Consider the following 16086-nt stretch of genomic DNA (forward strand, 5'->3'; position numbering starts at 1 on the left):
CCTGTATCCCTTATATTTCCCGGCCGACGATAGGCGCCAGTTTGCGGAGCGAATCCATGAGGTCAGCGAACATGGCCGGCGTAATCGACTGAGCCCCGTCGCACCAAGCCTTGTCCGGGTCGTTGTGGACTTCGATCATCAAACCATCGGCACCGGCAGCGACGGCAGCTTTGGCCAGGTCGGCTACCATCCAGCGCTTGCCCGTCGCATGGCTGGGATCGACGACGATGGGCAGGTGGCTCTGGCGTTTGACGGCCAGGACAGCACTCAGATCGAGGGTATTGCGGGTGTACGTTTCAAAGGTCCGGATGCCCCGTTCGCATAGGATAACGTTGTGGTTGCCTTCAGCCATGATGTATTCGGCCGACATAAGCCATTCTTCAATGGTCGCGCTCAGGCCCCGTTTGAGCAGGACCGGTTTGCGCGTCTTGCCGACGGCTTTGAGGAGGTCGAAGTTCTGCATGTTCCGGGCCCCGATCTGGATGATGTCGACGCCGTCTTCGAGGAAGACCGGCAGCTTATCGGCCGACATGATTTCTGTAATGACTGGCAGTTTCGCCTTGCGGCCGGCGTCGCGGAGCATGTCGAGCCCCTTATTGCCTAACCCCTGAAAGGAGTACGGCGAAGTACGCGGTTTGAAAGCACCGCCACGAAGGATGTTAGCCCCGGCCTTGGCGACGTCACAGGCGACGCCTTCGATCTGCTCCGGCGTTTCAATCGAGCAGGGACCCGCGATGACGGCCAATTTCTTGCCGCCGATGGTCACGCCGCTGTTGCCGACGGGGATGACCGAATCCTGGGGATGGAACGCCCGGCTGGCCCGTTTGTACGGGACTTCGACGCGCATGACCTTGTCGACACATTCATAGCTCTGGACTTGTTCGACATCGACGACTTCCGTATTGCCGACGAGACCCATGACAGTCTGGCGGGCGCCTTTACTGATATCGACCTGCAGGCCCTTGGCCTTGATGGCATCGACTAATTTTTTCGCTTCTTCTTTCGGTGTGTTCGCTTTCAATACAATGATCATAACTTCATTTCCTCCATTCCAGCAACAAAAAAAGCAGGCTCACATGAGCCTGCTTCTAAGATTCTCGTTTATCGCCTTTTCCTCGCGTCCTGCTCAGGCAGCCATAGCCGGCTGACCCAGAAAAGGTGGAAGTTTTCTCATGCTTACATCGGTCTTATTGAATTCGTCGTAGCAAAAATAACCAGCGCTAAAATACAGGTAGCCCCAGCTAAAATAAGTAAAGACGTATTCAATTACCTGATGTAAGAATGACGTATTCATAGGAATCTCCTTGTGCAACCTTTTAAAAATTCGTTGTCGTCATTGTATACCCCAGGGAGATAATTGTCAAGGTAAAAAAACAGGGATTCTCTGTATAGATATGAGAATCCCCGTGGACAATCGTTTTACTGGCGGATATATTGTATATTATTTTTGCATATTATCTATGCATTTTACCAAGAAGGCGGAATGGCTGTCGTGACGACACGGAACGTGTATCCCTGCGCTTTCAGGAGATGGATGATGTCCGGCAGGGCATCGACGGTCGCACCATGGCCATAGGCATCATGCATGAGGATGACCAGATGGCGATGGAGATAAGGCCGCAGTTGCAGCTGCTGCTTGATGTTTTCTACTTCTTTATCAGCCGTCTTGCCCGTCCCGTCGGCATCGCCGGTCAGGGCGTTCCAGCCGACTTCGATGTAGCCGATGTTGTTGATAGCCGTCCAGAAATCCTTCGTGAAGTGACCTTCCGTACCACCCGGGGCGCGGGAAATGATGGGCCGGACGCCGAGTATCTTATAAATTTCTTCTTCAGTCTGCAAGAGTTCATCCGTGTAGGCTTTCGGCGAAACGTATATTTTCTTATAATCATGCGTATACGAATGGACACCGATAGCATTGCCAGACTGGTAAATCTTTTTCACCACATCGGGGTAGCGGACGACATTCTGGCCGGTCAGGAAGAAGGTAGCATGGATATTTTCCTTTTTCAGGATGTCCAGGATGCGCGACGTATTCTTATCATTCGGTCCGTCGTCGAAGGTCAGGTAGACGACGTTGTCACCATAATAATAGTCCCGCGTCTTGCCGTATGTCGTGGGCAGGCCCTTTTCCTGGCGCTGCCGGGTCGTATATTTATCATACACCGGTTTATCATTATCGACAGGAGGCAGGGAGAAATCATCGCCGATCAAAGCCACATCGGGCTTGCCGGACAGGACCTGCGGCACCGGGATATGCCTGGATTCAGCGGCTGCCATGACGTGGTCGCGGTCGAAATTCAGGAAGAGTCCCAGCGAAGCCAGGAAGAAAAATAAGATACATCCCAAAAACAGTCTGCCTTTTTGTTTCATTTTTGCTTACATCCGTTTCTTTTTGACATTACCATAGTGAATATACTGGCGTATCGTACACGTTTCCCGATAGCCATCGGCCAGGACACTGGCCGTCAGGTCGAAGTCTTCCAAATCGTCGAGAAGGGCTTCGGTCATGCGGTGCTGAACGGCATTATAGCCCGTGCAGAAGAGGATACGCGGGCAGCGCACGCCGCGGAACAATCCCCGCGGATGTTTGATGAGCTTGGCCAGCATGGCCGGCGTGATGACGGCGCCGCAGGGACGCCCCATGATAGCCGCTGCCGTTTCGACGCCTTCGATTTTTTCGTCGCTGATGACATTGCCCAACATCTGTAAATTGAGGACGCCGATGACGGTATCGCAGGAATTCGGCAGGGGCACGTCGTCTGCCAGCGGGGCCTTGAGCCACTTATTGCCGGCAGCATCGCCTTCGATGAGGATATACCAGGCCGGGTGGCGCATCTTGATGCCATCGATGACCTTGGGGTCGAGGCCGACATAACGGTCCTGGTCGTCGAGGCCGGCGAACCATGCCGGGACATGGCCGGCAGCAATGCGTTCAGCGCAGAAGGCTTCGCCTTTTTCCATATCTTCCGTGCAGATGACGTCAAAGGGTTCGACATTATCGACACGCGTGCTGTCCATGGGAACAATGCTGCTGACCATGATCGGCAGATGACCGCCGTGGCCGTAAGTACCCAGCCGTTCCAACACGGTCGTTTTGCCACCGGCACCGACAATAGCCGTAATGCCCGGTTTTAACATACGTCGCCAACGATTATCTTCAAACATGAAAGTACCCCCTTATGGAATTCACTTCTTCACAACATAACGATTATAGCCTTTCCAGGCCGATTTGATAAGGCCGCGGACCATATCGATGGTCAGGGCCCGCCGTTCTTCTTCGGAGCAAGTGCCGAAGTTGCCGAAATCGAGTTCTTCACTGGCCAGATGAGCCACATTCTCTTTGACGGCCATGCCTTTTTCCGTCAGTTCTTCACTGGCCGAGCGGGCAATGGCAGCAAGGCCAGGACGGCCGCCAACGACGATGCACCATGAATCTTCCCGCATAGCTACGGCACCGACCAGGTACGGTTCATCTACCGGCAGTTTGCGGTAGGCTTTATACGCCGTATAGACGGCTTCCCTGGCAATGGAAATGCCCGTTACCAGTTCGCCCATGGGCGGGCAGTGCAAATAGTCGTCCAGACTCATGCAGCCTTTATCCTGTAGCTGTACATCGACGTGGAGGGACAAAAGGATCGGCAGGAGGACGGAAAAAGGCGCTTTCCCGGAAATCACACCGCCGATCGTACCGTAGCGCTGGACGTTTTTGTCGGCTACGTCGGTAATGGCCTTGCTGATGGCCCCGCCGGCAAATTCCTGGATGACCGGGGAAATCTTGATCTGCCAAAGCGGCGTCATGGCACCGATGACGATGTCGTCTTCCCGTTCTTCAATATACTGCATCCCGGCCTTCGACAAATCGACAGCCAGGTCATAATGGTCTTTTTTATATTTCAAGCCCTGCGTTCCCGCCAGGAAAACAGCCGACGCAGCCTGCCGATAAGCAGCATAGGCTGCGGCCGGATTATCCGGGACCAGGGTCGTCGTACTGGTAATCACGATACTGAAAATCTCCTTTCTGCCTAGTTAAGGGACGTCGTCGAAGAGCCAATCTTCCAGCGCGACGTTCGGCCTGTCCTTGTTGAGCAGGAAAGACCCGCCGCACTCATCGACGACGGCATCGACAAGGGCATCGACGCCGATATCGCTGCACAAATCCATTTCTTCTTTATATAAAAGGATGGGCATGAGAAGTTCCACCGTCGTACCATCAGCCATAGAGACGCCGCCCAGCTGTCCTTCAAATTGGACGATGACCAGGCCGGACAAGGTCGTATCCCTGGCAAAAGGCTCATGGTTTTCCGAATTGGGCAGGAGAAAGCCATAGGACATCCACACGTCATGGACGTGCGGGAACCGCCCCAGTTCCATGAGCAGCCAGATAGGCCAGGCTTCTTCGTCGTTCAAGGAAATATCCCGGTCCTTGCGGAAGGGCCAATCGGCCGGCAGGATAAGGCAGAGTTCGCCGTAGCCTTCTTTCCCGGCCACAAATTCACCAGCCGGGTAATGCATGGGAGCGGCACTCATGCCGATAGTATGAAGGAGATAGAAAGGCTCTTCTACCGTAGGATATAAGAGTTCTACATCCACAGCCAGCGGCGTCCCGTCCGGGTCCTGGAAGACACTCCACTGCCGATGGGGAAAGAGGTGGTGGAAATAATCCTGGACGGCATGGCCATATTCCTCGTGAGGCCGCTGTATCTTCAAGGTGTCCATCAAGGAAAAAAAGCGAGGCCATCGATAGGACGTAATCGGTAAGGTACTCATCGAATCCCCCCTTTTTGTTATATTCAGCTTCATTATATCATAAATGAGCCAGCTCTGGGCAACCAAAAAGGGGCGCCGCGAACGCGAAGCCCCTCTCCACTATCATGACGATAGACTTTTTAGCCCTCAGGGTTCGTGCCGGAGGGATTCACTGAATCTCATCGCCTGTTCAATTGACGGGATATATCATATCAATAAATAGAGAAATTGTCAAATCACAGCGCCCCGGCGTGCCTTGTAAAAGGCAGTACGGTATAGTAGAATAAAAGAGAATGGAACGCACTACAATTAACCGCAAAGGGATGACTACATTGAAGGTACGCTGGGTAGAATTAAACCGTTTTGAAGCTGAACTGATCCTCGAATTCGCCTGCCAGCCCAAGGATGCTCCCGTTTCTGCCAGCCTATGCCGTATGATATACCGCCGTCTCGAAGGCCAGCCGGCGCTGGCACAGAACCAGACGGGACTCCAGGATGGGGAGGCGTAAAAGGCGCCTCACTCTTCCATCGCTTTTTCTAACCGCGCTGCGATGGCCTTGCCCGTTTCGGTCCGGGCCAGGCCGCCATCGGATGTTTCTTTCAAGGCGACGGGCATGAGGCGGCCGATTTCCGCCATGGCCGCGATGACTTCATCCGGCGGGATGACGCTCTTGATGCCGGCCAGCGCCATTTCGGCAGCGGCAATGGCCTCGACGGCAAAGATGGCATTGCGCTTGACGCAGGGCACTTCGACCAGGCCCGCTACGGGGTCGCAGGCCAGACCCAGGGTGTTTTTCATGCACAGGGCAAAGGCCTGGAGGATGGTATCGTTATCACCGCCGGCCATTTCGGCAACAGCAGCGGCAGCCATGGCCGCTGCCGTCCCACATTCGGCCTGGCAGCCGCCGACGGCACCGGCGACAGAAGCATTGCGGGCGACGACGGCGCCGATACCGGCTGCCGTGAACAAGGCATCGACCAATGCCGGACGGGGTACCTGCATTTCTTCAGCCGCTGCCATCATGACGGCCGGCACGATGCCGCAGGAACCGGCTGTCGGGCAGGCGACGATTTTGAACATCTTGGCATTGGCTTCACTGACGGCCAGAGCATAGACAGCCGCTTTATGTGCCAGAGGCCCCAGTAATTTCGGCGCTCCTTCAGCCAGCTTGTGGGCATCGCCGCCGACGAGGCCGCTGACCGATTTTCCCGGATCTTCCATGCCGGCATCGATGGATTCCTGGAACACATCGAGACGGCTGGCCATGACGGCCCGTACTTTTTCTTCTAGTTCTTCCGACGACTCTACTTCATGACGCACGACGATGTCTGACAGAGTCGTCTTTTCTTTTTCTGCCAGAGCCAGTAAGTCATGAAGGGTCTTATATTCATATTTATACATCTTGTTCCTCCTAGAGCGGCAGCAGCGTGACGACGCTTTCAATGGCTGTAATATTCTGTATCATGTGGACGATTTCGTTGGGAACGGGACTGTCGGTACAGACAATCATGACGGCCGTTTCGTTCTTGGCACTGCGGAAGACGCGCATATTCGATACATTGATATGACCGATGGCCAGGACCGTCGTCGCCTGGGCGATGATGCCCGGCTGATCTTTATGGACTGTGATCAGCGTGTGTTCTTCCCCGTTCAGGGCCACTTCAGCCCCATTGATCTCGCGGATCTCGATTTTACCGCCACCCAGGGAGACGCCGAGGACTTCCATGGTCCGACCCGACGCGCCAGTCATGGCGATGCGTACCGTATTGGGATGATCCACTTCTTCATCGGACCGGTGGAATTCAATAGCCAGGCCTTGTTCTTCAGCAATGGCAAAAGACGTGCGCAGCCGGACATCATCGGCAGAAAAGCCGAGCAGGCCGGCCACGAGGGCCCGGTCCGTACCGTGCCCTTTATAGGTCTTGGCAAAAGAACCATAGACAGTGATGACGGCCTTTTTCGGTTCATCTTTCAGGATTTCCCGGGCCATGAGGCCAATCCGGGCGGCGCCTGCCGTGTGGGAACTGGACGGCCCGATCATGACGGGACCGACCACATCAAAAACTCCCATGAGAAAACCTCCTTATAGTTTGATTTCTTTTTGCAGATGTAAGCTATAAATGTATGTTTCTTCAACGGGCCGATGCGTAATCTGTTCGACAGCCCGCTTGTACAATGCCAGCTGGACAGCATAGCGGCTGCGGAAAGCCTCTGCCGTTTCCAGCCGGTCCGACTTATAATCGACGAGAATCCAGGCATCATCTTCGCGGAAGAGGCAGTCGATGACCCCTTGGATCAAAATCTGTTCGCCTGCTTCTGTCTCAGGCAGGGGCTCACCGCCGGATAAAAGGACGGTGAAAGGATATTCCCGATGCAGTTCCGGCGATACAGCCATGCGACGTCCCAGATCAGACTGGCAGAAAGCCACCAGGACCGGCACATAGACCAGTTTCGCCTCGTCCCGGCTCAACAGGCCCTGGCGGACAAAGGCATCGATTTCACGGCGTAAGGTCCCCGTCGTCTGGTCCGCTGCCGGCGTGATATACTGCAAAGCCTTGTGCAGGGCCGTCCCGCGCTGGGCCCCGCTGACAGCTGCTTCGTCCCCGGCCAGCCAGGGCGGCAGGGCGGCAAAGGTATCCTCCTCACCGGGCGCCGGAACGATGACGGCCGCTGCCGGGACAGACAAGTCCGCTTCGTCCTGCAGTTCATCGCTGTGCAATTCCTGATATCTCCGCTTGACTTCAGATACGGAAAATTTAGCCGCTGTCCGAACGGCCTGGGGATAGGCATACTGCCAGGATAACTGTTCGTCCAGCCAGTCCGGGACGGGGGTCCCGGTTGCATCGCCGCGCCGCAGGGCGCCTAGCCGCGGTTCGCTATCACAGGCGCTTTCTTCGGCAGCCGCTGCCGGGACGGCCCTGGCGATGCGCACCTGCCAGATATCATCCTGCCAGGCTGCGCCGGGACGGGCATAATCCGCATCGGCCTTGACCCCGAAGGGAGCCAGGGCGGCCGGCATGACCCAGTCGAAATACGATTTGGCCTGAACCGGATCGAGACGGCTCGTCCAGCGCTGCCAATCGCGGTCGATATGGCTGCTGTGGCCCGTCAGGATGAGCTGGTCCCTGGCGCGTGTCATGGCGACATAGAGGATGCGTTCTTCTTCGGCAGTCCCTTCCCAGCGCAGCTGGGCAGCAATGCCGCTCCAGATGAGCGTCGGATAGGACATGCGCCATTCCGGGTCATACTGCTTGAGGCCGATGCCCAAACGGTTGTGAAAGAGTATCTGGTCCTGCGTGTCGCGGCGGTTGAAAGCTTTTCCCAAATCGGCGACGAAGACGACCGGGAACTCCAGGCCCTTGCTCTTATGGATACTCATGATGCGCACGACGTCTTCCTTTTCACTGACGACTTTGGCCGGCGCCAGGTCGAGGCCGTCTTCTTTCATCTTATCCATGAGCTGCAGATAACGGAAGAGGCCGCGGAATCCAGCTTCTTCATACTGCCGGGCCCGGTCGTACAGGGCTTTCAGATTGGCCTGGCGCACATCGCCGCCGGGCATGGCCCCGACGAAATCGACATAGGCCGTATCATCATACAGGCGCTGCAAGAGTTCGGCCACGCCGTGGCGGCGGCTGTACGTGCGCCACGAATCAAAGGAGGCCATGAACTGCTGCAGGTCTTCTTTTTCATCTCCCCCATCGGGCAGGGCCTCCACAAAGGCAGGCAAGTTCTGCCACAGCGTCCCGTCACCGGCCAAGCGGACGCCGGCCAGGGCCGTCTCATCCAGGCCGACCAAAGGCGACCGCAGGACGGCCGCCATGGCCAGGTCCTGTTCGGGGTTATCGATGCAGCGCAGGAGGGCCAGCATGACCTGGACTTCGACGGCAGCAAAATAACCGCCGCTCTGTTCGGCATACGACGGGATGCCCCCTTCCTGCAGGGCCTGGATGAGGACATCGGCCTTGCCGGCCATGGAGCGCAGGAGGACGACGATATGGCGATAAGACAAGGGTTCCAGTGTGCCGTCCTTGCGGGCTGCCATGCGGCCGCTGGCCAGGAGCTCACCAATGCGGCCGGCAATGAAACGACATTCTTTTTCAAAGGCCGTACTGCCGTCGTCGTCTTCATCGTCGCTCGGCGTCGGCACGATGTCGACCTCGACGGGACCACCGATCCAGCGTTCATCGTCCGGCGCCTGCCGGCCGGCGTAGAGCTTTTCCCGTTCGCCATAATCCATGCCTGCCGCTTCTGCCGTCATAGCCCGCGAAAAGACAGCGTTCACGGCGTCGAGGATGACCGGGACGCTGCGGAAGTTCCGCCCCAGGTCGATGCAGCGCTGCAAAGCTTTTTCATCACGGCTGAAGGACTGGTATTTATCCAGGAACAGCGTCGGGTCGGCCAGGCGGAAACGATAGATGCTCTGCTTGATATCGCCGACCATGAAGCGGTTGTCCTCACTGGAAACGAGGCGGGTAATGAGTTCCTGGACGCCGTTCGTATCCTGGTATTCATCGATGAAGACTTCTTCGTACTGGCTGCGCAGTTCCTCGGCTGCCGCCGACGGCACAGGATGTTCCGGCGACGCGTCGGGGGCGAGGAGGATCTGCAGGCAGAAATGTTCCAAATCGCTGAAATCGATCCAGCCCTTTTCCTTCTTCGCCGCCGCATAGGCTTTGGCAAAATCCAGGGTCAGTGTCACCAGGCCGTCCATAACGGGTTTCATAGCCCGCATGCCGTCGAGCCATTCTTCCGGCGTCGCCGAGAAATAGACGGGCTGCAAAGTCTTAGTCACGTCCTTTTTGACATCGTCGCGCACTTTCTTGCATCGTTCCCAGACGGCTTTATCGTCATCAGATAATTTCCGCAGTGCCTTCAGGCGCGGAAAATCGATGGCCCGGACAAAGCGGCTCAAGTCATTCCAGGACTGGGCCTGCGCTGCCTGCCGGAGAGCTGCCTGTTCGGCGATGAAAGTGTCACAGGCCGGCGCAAAGGCCTCGCGCTGGCGCAGATGATAGAGAACGCCTTCATAGAGACGGGCATCTTCTTCGAGGATACGACGGACGGCGTCCTTGATGGGACCGGCCCAGACCATGTCGTCAATCGCGGCGTCAGACGCCACGTCATAGGCCCGGGCCGCCTCTTTCAGCCAATGTTCCGGCCAGGCCAGGCTGCGGGCATAGGTATACATGCGGCTCACCGTATCCATGAGGACGTCGTCACCGCGGTCGCTGCCGAACATATCGGCCAGCGGATAGAGGACAGCTGCCTTTTCATCGTCTTCATAATAAGATAAGAAAACGTCTTCCAGGACTTGGCGCCGCAAGAGATTCAATTCTTCTTCGCCGGCAATGGAAAAGGCCGGATCCAGGTCGATAGTATAAAAATACTTGCGGATGACATGTTGACAAAAAGCATGGAGCGTCGAGATCTGGGCCGATGGCAATAAGGCCAGCTGCCGTTCGACACGGGGATCTTTCGTCTCCGACAAGGCTTTCATCAAGGCCGTCCCGATACGGTCGCGCATTTCAGCAGCGGCAGCCTTGGTAAAGGTGACGACCAGTAATTCCGTAATATCAATGGGATATTCCTTGTCCAGGAGGCGGCGGATGATACGTTCCACCAGGACAGCCGTCTTCCCGGAACCGGCTGCCGCCGACAGGAGCAGCGTCTGCCCCCGGCTGTCAATAGCTGCCTGCTGCTCATTTGTCCAGGCCATGTTCGTCATCTCCTTCATCAAATATCTTTTTGATCATCTCGTCTTTGTCTTCCCTGCCTGCCGCATCATAGGTGTTGCCGGCAACGGCGGCGTCGAACCGGCAGACCGGTCGGTACGGGCAATAGCTGCACGGCGCCTGCTGGCCCATGAGGATGGGATGGATGGAAATATCGCCGTCGCCGATATGGCCGGCAATATCGCGTATCTGTCGGGCCGCCCAATCGAGCAGGTGGCTCCAGCCCGCTTCATTATAGAGCGTATGGGACGAATCGCTCAGGGTACCGTCTTTTTTCAGCCGCAAGTTGAGAAAATCGGAAAAGCCCTGCATCGACGTGTCCAGCTGCTGCATGACCTGGCCGTCATCGAGGTAGAAACCGGTCAGTTTCCCTTTGGCATCGTAGAGTTTCTTCTTGTCTTCCTCACTGACGCGGTATTCCAGGGACACCTTATCATTGCGGACGTAACAGTATAAGACAGCGGCCGGGATGGCATCGCCGCCAATATTCAGCAGAGCTACGAACATGTACGTCAGAAGCTGTAGTTCCAGCCCCGTGAAAATCTGGCTGATGTCGAGCTGTTTGCGGCCGGACTTATAGTCGATGATGACGACGTATTTATGGTCCCCCTGGTGCAGCGTATCGATGCGGTCGATCTGGCCGGTGACGACGACGTGCAGACCGTTCTTCAAAGTGAAGCGCAGGGCTTCCCAAGGACTTCCCGGACGGCCGAAGGATTTTTCCAGGCCTTCCATATGGAAATCGGAAACGGCACTAAAAGCACTGAGGCGGCGCACGGTCCGGGTCAGGGTCTGGATGAGCCGTTCCTTGATCTGGGCAAAATAGGCATTGGACATAAGGATATCATGCTGGACCTGTGGCGCCAGTTCATCCGTCGCCTGGCGGCAGATGGCCGGGACGTCTGCGTCAGGGATATCATGCCACTGCTTCTTTTCCCGCAGCAGCCGTTCGCCGATGATGCGCAGGGCTCCATGGACCAGCATGCCCAGGTCCGGCGCAGCGAACTGATAGCGCGGCCGTTCTTCCAGACCGAGACCATAGCGGGAAAAATAAGCAAAGGGACAGCTGCGGTACTGCTCGAACTTGGTGACCGACCCGCGCAGCGTCCCGTCCGGTGCAAAGAGGCGGCGCACCAGCATCTCCGGCAGGGTGACGGGCAGGTTCGTATGGAACAGGCCCTGTACGGCACGGACAGCCTGATGGCGCCAGCCATGCTGCCAGGCCCAGTCATAAAGGGCCCACCAGATGTCCCCGACGGTTTCACCCGCCGCAGCTGGCCGCAAATGGCCGGGAAGATAATCGAGGGCTGCCGGCAAAGCCAACAGATAATCCGCTTCCCGTCCGGCCGGTACCTTGGCCTCTTGGCGGATGATATCGGCTACATAGCCTTTATCCCGGAGCTGATGGATCCACGACGCTTTTTCCATGGCACTGCCGTCGTCGTCAGCGACAACGTAGGATATGATGAACCGTTCTGCAGCCCGGGTAGCCCCTAAATAGAACAAGAAGCGTTCCTGGAAAGAGCGGAAGCGGCTCCCCGGCCCGAGGACGATGCCCAGGTCTGCCAGGCGGTGGCGTTCTTTATCGCTGAACAGCCCTTCTTCCTGGCTATGCTGTGGAAAGACGCCATCATTGACGCCGCAGAGAAAGACAACCTTGGCCTGCATCGTATAGCCTCGTTCGACGGCTGTCAGGGTGACATGGTCCAATGTCGGCGGGATGAGGCTGAACTTCAAATTGGCCAGGCCATCTTCGACAATCTGGGCAAATTCATCGAGGTCCGTTTCATCGTCGCCGCAGAGATTGACGATTTCATTGAGAAAAGTCACGATACGCTTCCAGACCTGTTCATGCTCCTTGCCTTCTTCGGCAAGGCCCGACGCTTCATCTTCTTGCTGCCACTGGCGCAGCACCGCCGGTATACCCAGCCGGCACAACCATTGATACAACAAGGTACACCAATCGCGCAGACTATGTTCCTCCTGGGCTTCTTCCCAACAGGGAAAGAGGATATCCCGTACGCGCTGGCGGATTTCATTCATGCGCTGGAGGTGCGCTTCTTCCCGTTCGTCGATGATCTGCGGCTGTTCCTGGCGGCGGCCATAAGTCCATTCCCGGCCACTCAGCCAATGACGGCCCTGGATACCGTAAGCGAGGCAATAGTTTTCCAAATCATCGACGTCATGGCGGCTAACGGGAAAGAGGTCCGTCTTGAGCAGGCGGAAGAGCGACTCATGGGACCAGCGGCTGCGGAAGACGCCGAACAGGGCGGAAATGGCCTCAGCAGCGGGGTGGCTGGTCATGGGCCGACGGTAATCGCTGAAGCAGGGGATCCCATAGCGCCGGAAAATGCGTTCGACCCGGTCGTGATACAAGTCGCTCGTCCGGGCCAGGACGAGGAAGTCGCGATAGCGGTAGCCTTGATGGCAGAGAGCTGCGATTTTACGGGCAACGCTGTCGATTTCGCCATCCCTGTCGGGACATTCCCAGATTTCCAGGGCCGATACGGGCTGGTCCAAGCTGGCTGGGACGGTCTGGAAAAAGGCGTCGCGAAACGCCGTCAGCGGACCGGCCGGTCTTTTTTCGACGACAGCCGTTTCCATATGGGGGAAGAGGTTCTTTATATCGCGATAGACTTCGTAGGCCCGGTGGAACAAGGCCGTTTCCCGCCGCTGCTGTGCCAGATGCGCTTCATCGATGGTCAGGGTAATCGTCACCTGTGAGGCTGCGCGCTCTATCTGACGCAGGATTTCCATCTGCTGCGGCGTAAACCACTGGAAGCCATCGACCCAGACATGGGCGCCCTGGAGGAAGGAATAATGCCCAATTTCCCGGGCCAGCAGGGTCATCGTATCATCAGCCGAGCCGAAGTGGTCTGCCAGAAAGGCCTGATACGCTTCATAGAGCCGGGAAATATCTTCCAGCTTGTGCGACAGCGTCGGGCTGGGAACGGCTTCAGCCGCCTGGCGCAGCGCTTCCGGCGTAACACAGAAAGACCGGCATTCCCATAAGAAACGGCCTGCCGTATCGGCAAAATTCGGCTGCCTGGCCGCCGTCTGCAAGACGGAAAACTCCTTTTCCCCTTTGTGCAGCAGGCGCTGCAAAATAATCTTGCGGGCCAACTCCGACAGCGACGCGTGTTCCAGGCCCCGTTCCTGAAAAACTTTATAAGCCAGCCGGGAAAAACCGACGACCTGCGTCCCTAAAAAGCCCTGTCCATCAGAACTTTCGGCCAGATGCCGTTCGGCACCATATGTCGCTTGGTCCGGGACAAGGAGCAGGGCCTTGCCGCCGGCAGCGGCACAGGCCTGTATCTCCCGATAACACTGCGTCGACTTGCCGCTTCCCGCCTTGCCCAATAATACTGTAACGGCCATGAACGTACCTCCTTACATAAAAAATCAATTATCTTTATTATACCCGATTTCCACTGGAAAAGAACAGTAAAAAAATGAGCTGTCACATCGCGACAGCTCATTTTTAGTTGTTAGTGGCTAGCAGTTAGTGGTTAGCAGATGGCTTTACATTTAAAGACCTTCTCTAAAAACTACAAACTAAAATTAAAAGAATCACGCATGACAGCCAATGCCTCACGCGGCAAAAATCAATGGAAGATGGCGCAGGCCGTCTTGAGGAAGGGCAGGCGCTTGCTCAGGCCCGTCCGCGACCGCTGGATCCATTTGAGGTCATACGGTTCAAAGACGACGTTCCGGTAGGCTTCGATGTCCAAGGGCGTCCCGTCCCAGTCGGAATGGATGGCGCCGGTCTGTTTGATGAGGATATCATAGAGGATATCGTATTCCTTATCGTCCCGTTCATCCCGTTCGATGACCGTACTGTAAGGCAGGGTCTTATGATAGGTCAGTTCCATGCCTTTGTAATCGAAATGGAAACCGCAGCGCATACGGCAGCCATCGAGGCCCGTGTAGTCTGCGATTTTCTTCAAATCATGAAGGATATGGTCATGACCTTCTTCATATAAATTGTCCGGCGTCGTTTCGGTATAATCGAAGCGGAACTGAATCGATGCCCCGTCGATTTTGCGGAACCGTTCCAGATACGGTTTGAGCTGGTCTGCCGGATATTTTTTGTACAACACGCAGTTGATGCGGAACGGAACAGCCAAGCGGCTCAGGAGACCATCATTCGATTCCTGTACATAGTGCTGCATATGGCGCGATACGTTGATGCAGGTAATCTTATGACGGTTGCGTTCCGTAAAAGCGACGATGTCGTCTTCTGACTGATTCTCAAAGACAGGCAGCGTCGTATTGATATATACCTTATGTGTCACAGGAATGCAGTCCAGCATGCGCTGCAGCGATTCCATATTAGCAAAAGGTTCGCCGCCAGTGAATACGAAATCACAGAACGGCGTAATGCTGTCCATCAGGCGGATGCTCTGGCAAATAGCTTCTTCCGAAAAGCCCGTCATATCTTCATATTCCGCCTTGTTGATGCAGAACGGGCAATGGTTGTGACAATTATAGGGCACGAAAATCGTGACGGTAGCGCCGCCGTTTCGTGTCTTATACGGGTGGACCACACGCGGTACAGTCGTTGCGGCCATGCTGATTGTTGTTTTCATTCTTCTTTCGCCTCGAATCGTGGATAAGATCCCAAGCTGTTCCCACACTGCTGAAAAGGTGAAAAGGAAAGTATTTTTTCATCTTACAGCAGACAATCTTGTGACCCGAATGTAGTATCCACGGTTATTGTACCATAAAAGTCCATTTCTGCAAATGCATATCTCACATTCCCATTTTGCATAATTTTTATACCAAACAATTCTTCATAAACATTATTTTATTTTTCTAAAGAAATCATTACGTTTTCTTTCAATCTAAAGCCCGGCTAATGTCGGCTGCCGTCTTTTTGACAGCGTTGATGGCCAGGTCCCGTTCTTCCGCAGCCAGCCGTTCTGCCGGACCGGATATACTGATAGCCGCCGTAATGATTCCATGATGGAAGATGGGCGCTGCAATGCAGGCCATGCCCAGTTCGACTTCTTCCCGTTCCACGGCGTAGCCCCGGCAGCGGATTTTTTCCAGTTCCTGGAGCAGGTCACTCCAGTCGGTTACGGTATATTCCGTGAACTTCTGCAAGGTACAGCCCGTATAGGTGTGCAGGTATTCCGGCGAAAAAGCCAGGAGGCACTTGCCCGATGCCGAACAATAAGCCGGACGGACGGCACCGATAGGTGGCGCCGTGTCGATGGTCCTGGGCGACTTGATCTTTTCTAAAATAATGTGCTGCGGATAAGAAGCTCCGTTATGGGCAAAGGTCGTAATATGGACCCCCTCGTTGCACTGCAGGGACAAAGCCTTGGCGTAGGGATAAGCGACTTTAGGGAAGGTATCCTTTTCCCGGAACAGCATCCCCAGGGCATAGACCTGGAGCCCCAGCCAGTATTTCCCTGTTTCACTATCTTTCTGCACGAAACCACGCTGTTCCAGCGTATCCATCGTGCGGCTGACGGTACTCTTATGAAGGTCCATCAGCTTGCTGATGCGTGTCACGCTGAGTGGCCTTTCTTCCTTTAAAAAAAGCTGCAAAACAGCCAGGGCCCGGTCAATCGATTCAATCATCTTCGTTCCCCCGAT

Annotated in this window: 12 protein-coding genes; 1 reads left to right on the top strand and 11 read right to left on the bottom strand. The window is 55.7% G+C overall.

Features of this window, described 5'->3' with window-relative positions:
* Nucleotides 1-10 precede the first annotated feature (10 nt).
* From aroF to ACE418_RS06520, 5 genes are all read right to left on the bottom strand, one after another.
* Nucleotides 11-1033 carry a 3-deoxy-7-phosphoheptulonate synthase gene (gene aroF / locus ACE418_RS06500; RefSeq protein ID WP_416449849.1) on the bottom strand — a complete coding sequence of 341 codons (1023 nt, stop codon included), beginning with the start codon at nt 1031-1033 and terminating at the stop codon, nt 11-13.
* Between the two features lie 434 nt (nt 1034-1467).
* A complete protein-coding gene (locus tag ACE418_RS06505) occupies nt 1468-2346 on the bottom strand; it encodes a polysaccharide deacetylase family protein (RefSeq protein ID WP_416449850.1) in 879 nt (292 codons plus the stop codon).
* Between the two features lie 30 nt (nt 2347-2376).
* A complete protein-coding gene (gene yqeC, locus ACE418_RS06510) occupies nt 2377-3165 on the bottom strand; it encodes a selenium cofactor biosynthesis protein YqeC (RefSeq protein WP_416449851.1) in 789 nt (262 codons plus the stop codon).
* Between the two features lie 21 nt (nt 3166-3186).
* A complete protein-coding gene (locus ACE418_RS06515; protein WP_416449852.1) occupies nt 3187-3999 on the bottom strand; it encodes an FAD binding domain-containing protein in 813 nt (270 codons plus the stop codon).
* A gap of 27 nt (nt 4000-4026) precedes the next feature.
* The gene (locus ACE418_RS06520; RefSeq protein WP_416449853.1) at nt 4027-4767 is read right to left on the bottom strand and encodes a suppressor of fused domain protein; all 741 of its coding nucleotides are present in this window, start codon (nt 4765-4767) and stop codon (nt 4027-4029) included.
* A gap of 272 nt (nt 4768-5039) precedes the next feature.
* On the opposite strand from ACE418_RS06520, the gene ACE418_RS06525 reads away from it, so the two are divergent.
* Complete coding sequence (locus ACE418_RS06525; protein ID WP_416449854.1) at nt 5040-5255, top strand: hypothetical protein; 216 nt, start codon at nt 5040-5042, stop codon at nt 5253-5255.
* 8 nt (nt 5256-5263) lie between these two features.
* Here the strand turns inward: ACE418_RS06525 and sdaAA are convergent, their stop codons facing one another.
* From sdaAA to ACE418_RS06555, 6 genes are all read right to left on the bottom strand, one after another.
* Nucleotides 5264-6148 carry an L-serine ammonia-lyase, iron-sulfur-dependent, subunit alpha gene (sdaAA, locus tag ACE418_RS06530; protein ID WP_416449855.1) on the bottom strand — a complete coding sequence of 295 codons (885 nt, stop codon included), beginning with the start codon at nt 6146-6148 and terminating at the stop codon, nt 5264-5266.
* A 10-nt stretch (nt 6149-6158) separates the two neighbouring features.
* A complete protein-coding gene (sdaAB, locus tag ACE418_RS06535; RefSeq protein WP_416449856.1) occupies nt 6159-6818 on the bottom strand; it encodes an L-serine ammonia-lyase, iron-sulfur-dependent subunit beta in 660 nt (219 codons plus the stop codon).
* A gap of 12 nt (nt 6819-6830) precedes the next feature.
* Nucleotides 6831-10466, bottom strand: a complete 3636-nt coding sequence (gene addA, locus ACE418_RS06540) for a helicase-exonuclease AddAB subunit AddA (protein WP_416449857.1) — start codon at nt 10464-10466, stop codon at nt 6831-6833.
* Complete coding sequence (locus ACE418_RS06545) at nt 10450-13860, bottom strand: PD-(D/E)XK nuclease family protein (protein WP_416449858.1); 3411 nt, start codon at nt 13858-13860, stop codon at nt 10450-10452. Before ACE418_RS06545 ends, addA begins: the two co-directional genes overlap by 17 nt.
* A gap of 227 nt (nt 13861-14087) precedes the next feature.
* The gene (locus ACE418_RS06550) at nt 14088-15071 is read right to left on the bottom strand and encodes a 4Fe-4S cluster-binding domain-containing protein (protein ID WP_416449859.1); all 984 of its coding nucleotides are present in this window, start codon (nt 15069-15071) and stop codon (nt 14088-14090) included.
* A 250-nt stretch (nt 15072-15321) separates the two neighbouring features.
* A complete protein-coding gene (locus tag ACE418_RS06555; protein WP_416449860.1) occupies nt 15322-16071 on the bottom strand; it encodes an IclR family transcriptional regulator in 750 nt (249 codons plus the stop codon).
* Nucleotides 16072-16086 lie beyond the last annotated feature (15 nt).

This window comes from Megasphaera jansseni (assembly GCF_047974155.1).
GTDB lineage: Bacteria > Bacillota > Negativicutes > Veillonellales > Megasphaeraceae > Megasphaera.

What these genes read in the sequence shown, in the direction of transcription:
- yqeC (WP_416449851.1), bottom strand. Translation starts at nt 3,165, where the DNA reads ATGTTTGAAGATAATCGTTGGCGACGTATGTTAAAACCGGGCATTACG.
- addA (WP_416449857.1), bottom strand. Translation starts at nt 10,466, where the DNA reads ATGGCCTGGACAAATGAGCAGCAGGCAGCTATTGACAGCCGGGGGCAG.
- ACE418_RS06520 (WP_416449853.1), bottom strand. Translation starts at nt 4,767, where the DNA reads ATGAGTACCTTACCGATTACGTCCTATCGATGGCCTCGCTTTTTTTCC.
- aroF (WP_416449849.1), bottom strand. Translation starts at nt 1,033, where the DNA reads ATGATCATTGTATTGAAAGCGAACACACCGAAAGAAGAAGCGAAAAAA.
- sdaAB (WP_416449856.1), bottom strand. Translation starts at nt 6,818, where the DNA reads ATGGGAGTTTTTGATGTGGTCGGTCCCGTCATGATCGGGCCGTCCAGT.
- ACE418_RS06550 (WP_416449859.1), bottom strand. Translation starts at nt 15,071, where the DNA reads ATGAAAACAACAATCAGCATGGCCGCAACGACTGTACCGCGTGTGGTC.
- ACE418_RS06525 (WP_416449854.1), top strand. Translation starts at nt 5,040, where the DNA reads ATGGAACGCACTACAATTAACCGCAAAGGGATGACTACATTGAAGGTA.
- ACE418_RS06555 (WP_416449860.1), bottom strand. Translation starts at nt 16,071, where the DNA reads ATGATTGAATCGATTGACCGGGCCCTGGCTGTTTTGCAGCTTTTTTTA.
- ACE418_RS06545 (WP_416449858.1), bottom strand. Translation starts at nt 13,860, where the DNA reads ATGGCCGTTACAGTATTATTGGGCAAGGCGGGAAGCGGCAAGTCGACG.
- sdaAA (WP_416449855.1), bottom strand. Translation starts at nt 6,148, where the DNA reads ATGTATAAATATGAATATAAGACCCTTCATGACTTACTGGCTCTGGCA.